The organism is Pusillimonas sp. NJUB218, assembly GCF_003788685.1.
Taxonomy (GTDB): Bacteria; Pseudomonadota; Gammaproteobacteria; order Burkholderiales; family Burkholderiaceae_B; genus Neopusillimonas.
On record NZ_NQMK01000011.1, the window covers coordinates 117,830 to 123,990 of the forward strand.

Consider the following 6,161-nt stretch of genomic DNA (forward strand, 5'->3'; position numbering starts at 1 on the left):
GGGGTTGCTACGCATGGTTTCCACTTTTTCTGAACATCGTCAATCTGACCAGAATTTCGTTCTGGATCCGAGCCGCACCGCAGTTTTGGTTATCGACATGATCAACGACTTCTGCACCGAGGGCGGTGCCATGGTGCTGCCGGGCGCCGAGGTGCTTTACCCGCCCCAGAATGCGGTTATGCGGGCGGCTCGCGTGGCGGGTGCGCCGGTCGTTCATATTCAAGATAAGCACCGGCATGGCATGAAGTGTGATCGTGAGTTCCTTAAACGTACGCCGCACTGTATGGAAGGCGAGTGGGGTTCTGCGGTGGTCGATGCCCTCGAACAGGCCCCCGAAGATCACTACGTAACCAAACGCCGGTTTTCGGGCTTTTTCAATACTGACCTTGATCTGACCCTTAAAGACCTGGGCGTTGACACGCTGGTTTGCATGGGGGTGGTCACCAACATCTGCGTGCGCTCGACAGTTCACGATGCCTTCTTTTTGGGCTACCGGGTGGTCGTCGTTGAAGACGGCGTGGCGGCGACAGGCCCGCGCGAACAGGCGTCCTCGTTATACGACATTGCCACGCACTTTGGCGTGGTGTCTCGGTCGGATTCGGTGGTTGCCAGCCTGCAGCAGGGCAGTCCGTTAACGATCGTTGCTTGCGAATAGCGATTCAAAATCTTCCATCACAGGAGCTCCACATGTCTACCAAAAACAATGCAGTCCTCAACCCGCGTCGTCGTTCTTTGTTGTTGGCCTCGGCAGGCATGCTGGGCGCTGGAATGGCAGGTATGCCGCAGTTGGCGTTTGCCAAAGAAACCATCAAGGTTGGTGTTTTGCAGCCCTTTTCGGGCGGGCTCGAGGCCCTTGGCGAGCAGGGCGGACAAGCGATTCGCCTGGCGCTTGAAGAGGCGAACGCATCGGGCGGCGTGTTAGACGGCCGCATGTTTGAAATGATCCGGGCCGATACCAAAACCGACCCTAAAACAGCCGTTGAGCGTACCAACGAGTTGATTCGGCGCTATCGCGTCAACGCCATTATTGGCCCCGTCACCAGCGCCGAGCGCGACGCGATTCGACCTTTGGTTGAACGTTATAAAGTGCCGCTGCTGTACGCCACCGATTATGAAGGCGGTACCTGCAGCCGCTATGTGACGCTCTATAGCTCCGTGCCCGACCAGTGGGTCAATTCATTCATTCCGTACGTTGCTGAAAATGTCGGAAAAAATCTCTTTCTGATCGGCAGTGATTACGTCTGGCCGCGCAAAATGAACGAGGCTATTGATAAGGTGGCCGCTGAAAAAGGGGCCAAAGTCGTCGCCACCGAATACACCCCATGGGGCGTTAAAGACTACACCAGCACCTTGCGAAAAATCGAGTCGTCGGGCGCTGATGTGGTCGTGATGTCGATTGTGGGCGCCGATGCCGTGACCTTTATCAAGCAATTTGCCGCAGCCGGCTTGAAAGACAAGATCAAGGTTGCATTCTTCGGTTTTAGTGAAAACTATCTGGCTGGTCTGACGCCGGGCGAATCCGAAGGCATCATCACCGTCTGCAACTTTACCGAAGCGCTCGACAAGCCCGAAGCCAAGGCCCTGGTCAAGAAAGTGCGCGACAAGTTCGGCCCGAACGCAATTGTCAGCAACACGGTAGATGCCCACTACACCATGACACGCTTCTATATCGAGGCCATCAAGCGCGCCAACTCTGACGACAAAGAAGCGATTACTGACGCGATTGTGGGTCAGACCCTGATGTCGGGCAATGGCGAAGTGTCGTTGCGTGCCAGTGACCGCCATGCCGACCTGAATATCCTGATTGCGCAAGCGCAAGGGGGCAAGATGGTTGTCTTGAAGGACATTGGCCTAGTGAAAGCTTCGCAGCAGTGCGCGGCCTAATCGTTGCTGAACCGGCCTTGGGGGACAAATATGCTGGAAGCACGATCAATTGTTAAACGGTTTGGCGGCATTACGGTGTTGCACGGTCTTTCTTTGACCGTGCAGCGTGGGACTGTCAATTGCATTATTGGGCCCAACGGCTGCGGGAAGACTACCTTATTCAATATCCTCACAGGAAACCTGCGGGCCGATGAAGGCGAGGTCATTTTCAAAGACACCGACATCACGAAAATGCCTGCCTATCAGGTGGCACGGATGGGCATTTCGCGCAAATTCCAGATCCCTGGGGTGTATCCCGAACTGACTGTCGTCGAGAACCTCATGATTCCGTTGGCGGGGCAGGTGGGGCAGGCAGGCAAGTCGAGCAAGTCCGGTATTTTGCAAACACTCTTTGCAAGGCCCACCGGCCGTCTTGGCGAGTTGCTGAACTTATGCGGGCTGACCGAAAAGGCTACCGACAAGGTCGAAACCCTGGCGCACGGCGAAAAGCAATGGCTCGAAATTGCGATGCTCTTGGCCTACGACGGCGATCTCATCATGCTTGACGAGCCCACCGCCGGCATGTCCGTACCCGAAACCCAAAAAACTGCCGAACTGGTCCGGCGCTTGCAGACCGAGTACGGCAAGACAGTGCTGGTCATCGAGCACGACATGAGCTTTGTGCGAGCACTCGATTGCAGGCTGGTGGTGATGCTGCGCGGTCGCGTAGTGCGCGAAGGCACCTTGGATGAAATTCAGAACGACCCCGAAGTGGTCGCGGCCTATCTTGGGGGAAGCGCGTAATGTTGGACGTCAAAGATGTAGTGGCCGGTTACCTGGCCGGCAGCCGAGTGCTCGACGGTTTTTCAATGAGCATCAAAAAAGGCGAAGTGGTCGCCTTATTGGGCCGTAATGGCATGGGCAAGACCACGTTCTTGAAGGCGCTGATGGGGCATGTGGCGGTTACGCAAGGCAGCATGCAATTTGACGGTCAGGAAATCGTCGGTAAGCGGCCTTATGAAATTGCCCGGATGGGCATGGGGTACGTGCCGCAAGGGCGCGATATTTTCGGTGACTTCACCGTTGAAGAGAACCTGCGCATGGGGCTGCTGGGTCATCCCGGCATGTCGAAAGACATCCCCGACTGGGCATTTGATCTGTTCCCCATTTTGCGCGAACGACGTTCCCAACGTGGCGGCAGCATGTCGGGCGGGCAACAGCAGCAACTGGCTATTGTTCGCGCGCTGATCGGTAAGCCCAAGTTGCTGCTGCTCGATGAGCCCTCTGAAGGTATCCAGCCCTCCATCGTGCAGGAAATAGGTCGTGTGCTCAGTCGAATTGCCAAGGAGCAGGGGTTGACCATTTTGTTGGTCGAGCAAAACATGGAGCTGGTGCTGGGCATGGCCCAGCGCTGTCTTTTCATGGAAAACGGTCACATCGTCTACGAAACCGATCAGGTGCAGGCCCTGCGTGACGACCCCACGCCCATCCATAAATACCTGTCGGTGTAGAACTCAACGGAGCGAAGCATGAATTTCGTAATTGAGCTGGGCCTGGACACACTGAGCTATTCGCTCAGCCTGTTGCTGGTTGCCCTGGGGCTGGTGGTGATCTTCGGCCTGATGAACGTCATCAACATGGCGCACGGCGAGTTCTTCTTGCTGGGAGCGTACACCGTCGTCATGACGCAGGCGCTGCAACTGCCTTACTGGTTGTCATTGATTCTGGCGCCTCTGTTTCTGGCCTTTGTCGGCATCCTTATCGAGCAGTTTGTGATCCGGCATGTCTATCACCGGTTTATCGATACCATTCTGGCCACCTGGGGCATTTCAATTGTCATTAAGCAAGCCATTGTGATTGGCTTCGGGCCAACATCGCAAAGCATCGTCAACCCCATCCCTGACCCCGTCAATATTCTGGGCGTAGTGTATCCATCGATGCGCCTGTTCATTATGGGTATGGCCCTGCTGGTCACGCTGGCGGTGTTCCTGGTGTTTTACCGCACCCATCTGGGCCTGGCTGTGCGAGGGGTTATCGCCAATCGCAGCATGGCCGCTTCGCTTGGGCTGAATACCCGCAGCATGGACCGATGGACCTTTGCCTTTGGTGCGGCGTTGGCGGGTTTTGCCGGGGCGGTCATGGCGCCCATCATGAGCGTCGACCCGCAAATGGGTGGCGGCTTCCTGATCCCAGCCTTCCTGGCCATTATGGTGGGCGGCGTTGCGCATCTGATGGGTGTGGTGTTGGGGGTTGGCTTGATCGGCTCCACCAATACTGTGGTTGCCTCTATCGATACTCAGGTGGCTGCACAGGTCGCAGTCTTCATTCTTGCAATTGTCCTGATTCGCCTTTTTCCCGAAGGCCTGATCACCCGGAAGCGTTGATATGAACAAGCAATGGTCTTTGAGCATTACTCTTACCGTCGTCGTATGGGCGCTACTGTTTATGGCGCCGCTGGCCCTTGACGAGTGGACGGTCAGCCAGTTCGGTCAGTATCTGACTTACGGCATTTTGGCTATGAGCCTGTCGTTCATTTGGGGGCAGGTGGGCATTTTGTGTTTTGGCCAAGCCATCTTCTTTGGGTTGGGCGCTTATTTAATGGCGCTGACAACGCTAGAAAAATTCACATGGTTTGGCGGGTCGCAAGTCATGGGTTTGCTGTTGGCTACGGCGGGCCCGGCTATCGCTGCCTACATTCTGGGTAAGTTGTTGTTTGTTGGACGTGGTCTGTCGGGGGCGTTCTTTGCCATCGTTACGCTGTGTGCCGCAGTGGTAGTCGAGATCATCGCCCAGCGTATTGATTTCATCGGTGGTTTCGACGGCTTGTTGGGGGTGCCGCCCTTGTTCGCCGGGTGGCGCGGGGGCGACATGATGACGACCAACGAAATGTTCTATGTCGTACTGCTGTCTGCATTGGCGATTTATTTGCTGGCCTTGTTCGTGCAGCGTTCGCCGCTGGGGGCCGTGTTGGCCGGTATTCGCAACAACGAAGTCCGGACGACGTCATTCGGTTATCGCACGACCGACTACAAAGTGATGGCGTTTACGTTCTCGGGTGCTATGGCCGGCTATGCCGGGGCGCTATTTACGGCACAGTTCGGTTTTGTTTCGCCAGCCATTATCGGCACGGCGCTATCTACCGAAGTCCTGATCTGGGTAGCCGTCGGTGGTCGTGCGGTGCTGTTGGCCGCATTCCTGGGCGTTATTTTGGTGCGCTGGGTAGAAAGCGTGTTGTCCAGCACACTGGGGCCGTATTGGTTGCTGACGCTGGGTGGCTTGTTCATCTTGACAGTTATCGCTATGCCCGATGGCATTTTTGGCCGCTTGTTCAAGTTGCCGCTGCCGCGCGCCTGGCGTCGTTTTTCATCTGCGCAGACGGGGGCAGAAGATGCTGCGCGCCCGTCTGCAAACGCGCCAGCAGTTGCTAACAGCGAAATAAGGAAAGCCAATGCATAAGATTCATCTGTCGCCAGAACTGGTTGAGCGCAGTCGCGGCCACCGTGGCCGGGTCCGAGTACTGGAAGGGCTTGACCCGAAGCGTACCGCGCACTTGATTGTTGATATGCAAAATGGTTTTCTCGAGCCCGGTGCGCCGGTTGAGATTCCGTTGGCGCGCGACATCGTTCCCAATATCAACAAAGTCAGCCGTGAAGTACGTGCTGCGGGTGGCCTGAATGTGTTCTTGCGCTTTACCTACGATGACACCGAGTCCACACCCTGGACGTTCTGGTACGACATGATCTCGTCACCGCAGGCCAAGGCCGGTTCGGCAGGGGCGTTTCGGGTGGGCGCGCATGGGCATCAGTTGTGGGCCGGTTTAGAGGTGCAAGAAACCGACATGATCGTCAACAAAACGCGTTTCAGTGGTTTTACCCCGGGCACGTGTGACCTGGACAAGCAGCTGAACGCCCGGGGTATCGAGAACGTGATTATTTCGGGCACCATGACCAACTGCTGTTCGGAAAGCACGGCGCGGGACGCGGCCCAGCTAAATTACCGCGTAGCATTTTTGGCCGATGCCAATGCCACGCTGACCGATGAAGAGCATAACGCCACCCTGAACAATATCCAGACCTTATTTGGCGATGTGATTATGGCGGAAGACGTTGCGGGGCTGTGGCGTCGATAATTACAACGTACACACTATAATTATTGCTGTTAAAAATCTTTTTGTTTATTATCAAACATGGTGCTTGCGTTTATGCTGTTATAGCGTAAAGCAGGTAACACACTATAAATAAGCGGGGGCAAAAAATGGCGTGCCCCGGCATTGCAACCAGGCCCATACGCCACGCCAA

At 55.9% G+C, this 6,161-nt stretch carries 7 protein-coding genes; all 7 read left to right on the plus strand.

Annotation, left to right across the window (positions count from 1 at the left end; all coding sequences use genetic code 11):
* Positions 1-13 precede the first annotated feature (13 nt).
* Genes CHR62_RS14310 through CHR62_RS14340 form a run of 7 tightly spaced genes read left to right on the plus strand, consistent with a single transcriptional unit; the run spans position 14 to position 5,992 of the window.
* Entirely contained in the window at positions 14-655 is a 642-nt protein-coding gene (locus tag CHR62_RS14310) for a cysteine hydrolase family protein (RefSeq protein ID WP_093971067.1), read from the plus strand.
* A 32-nt stretch (positions 656-687) separates the two neighbouring features.
* A complete protein-coding gene (locus CHR62_RS14315) occupies positions 688-1,884 on the plus strand; it encodes a substrate-binding protein (protein ID WP_123661361.1) in 1,197 nt (398 codons plus the stop codon).
* A 30-nt stretch (positions 1,885-1,914) separates the two neighbouring features.
* Entirely contained in the window at positions 1,915-2,667 is a 753-nt protein-coding gene (locus tag CHR62_RS14320; RefSeq protein ID WP_123661362.1) for an ATP-binding cassette domain-containing protein, read from the plus strand.
* Positions 2,667-3,374, plus strand: coding sequence for an ABC transporter ATP-binding protein (locus CHR62_RS14325; protein ID WP_093971064.1), 708 nt, complete (start codon positions 2,667-2,669; stop codon positions 3,372-3,374). The genes CHR62_RS14320 and CHR62_RS14325 overlap by 1 nt, the downstream gene beginning before the upstream one ends.
* A gap of 18 nt (positions 3,375-3,392) precedes the next feature.
* Positions 3,393-4,247, plus strand: a complete 855-nt coding sequence (locus CHR62_RS14330; protein ID WP_093971063.1) for a branched-chain amino acid ABC transporter permease — start codon at positions 3,393-3,395, stop codon at positions 4,245-4,247.
* Between the two features lies 1 nt (position 4,248).
* Complete coding sequence (locus CHR62_RS14335; protein ID WP_123661363.1) at positions 4,249-5,319, plus strand: branched-chain amino acid ABC transporter permease; 1,071 nt, start codon at positions 4,249-4,251, stop codon at positions 5,317-5,319.
* Positions 5,312-5,992, plus strand: a complete 681-nt coding sequence (locus CHR62_RS14340; protein ID WP_123661364.1) for a cysteine hydrolase family protein — start codon at positions 5,312-5,314, stop codon at positions 5,990-5,992. Before CHR62_RS14335 ends, CHR62_RS14340 begins: the two co-directional genes overlap by 8 nt.
* The last annotated feature ends 169 nt before the right edge of the window (positions 5,993-6,161 follow it).

What these genes read in the sequence shown, in the direction of transcription:
- CHR62_RS14310 (WP_093971067.1), top strand. Translation starts at nt 14, where the DNA reads ATGGTTTCCACTTTTTCTGAACATCGTCAATCTGACCAGAATTTCGTT.
- CHR62_RS14315 (WP_123661361.1), top strand. Translation starts at nt 688, where the DNA reads ATGTCTACCAAAAACAATGCAGTCCTCAACCCGCGTCGTCGTTCTTTG.
- CHR62_RS14320 (WP_123661362.1), top strand. Translation starts at nt 1,915, where the DNA reads ATGCTGGAAGCACGATCAATTGTTAAACGGTTTGGCGGCATTACGGTG.
- CHR62_RS14325 (WP_093971064.1), top strand. Translation starts at nt 2,667, where the DNA reads ATGTTGGACGTCAAAGATGTAGTGGCCGGTTACCTGGCCGGCAGCCGA.
- CHR62_RS14330 (WP_093971063.1), top strand. Translation starts at nt 3,393, where the DNA reads ATGAATTTCGTAATTGAGCTGGGCCTGGACACACTGAGCTATTCGCTC.
- CHR62_RS14335 (WP_123661363.1), top strand. Translation starts at nt 4,249, where the DNA reads ATGAACAAGCAATGGTCTTTGAGCATTACTCTTACCGTCGTCGTATGG.
- CHR62_RS14340 (WP_123661364.1), top strand. Translation starts at nt 5,312, where the DNA reads ATGCATAAGATTCATCTGTCGCCAGAACTGGTTGAGCGCAGTCGCGGC.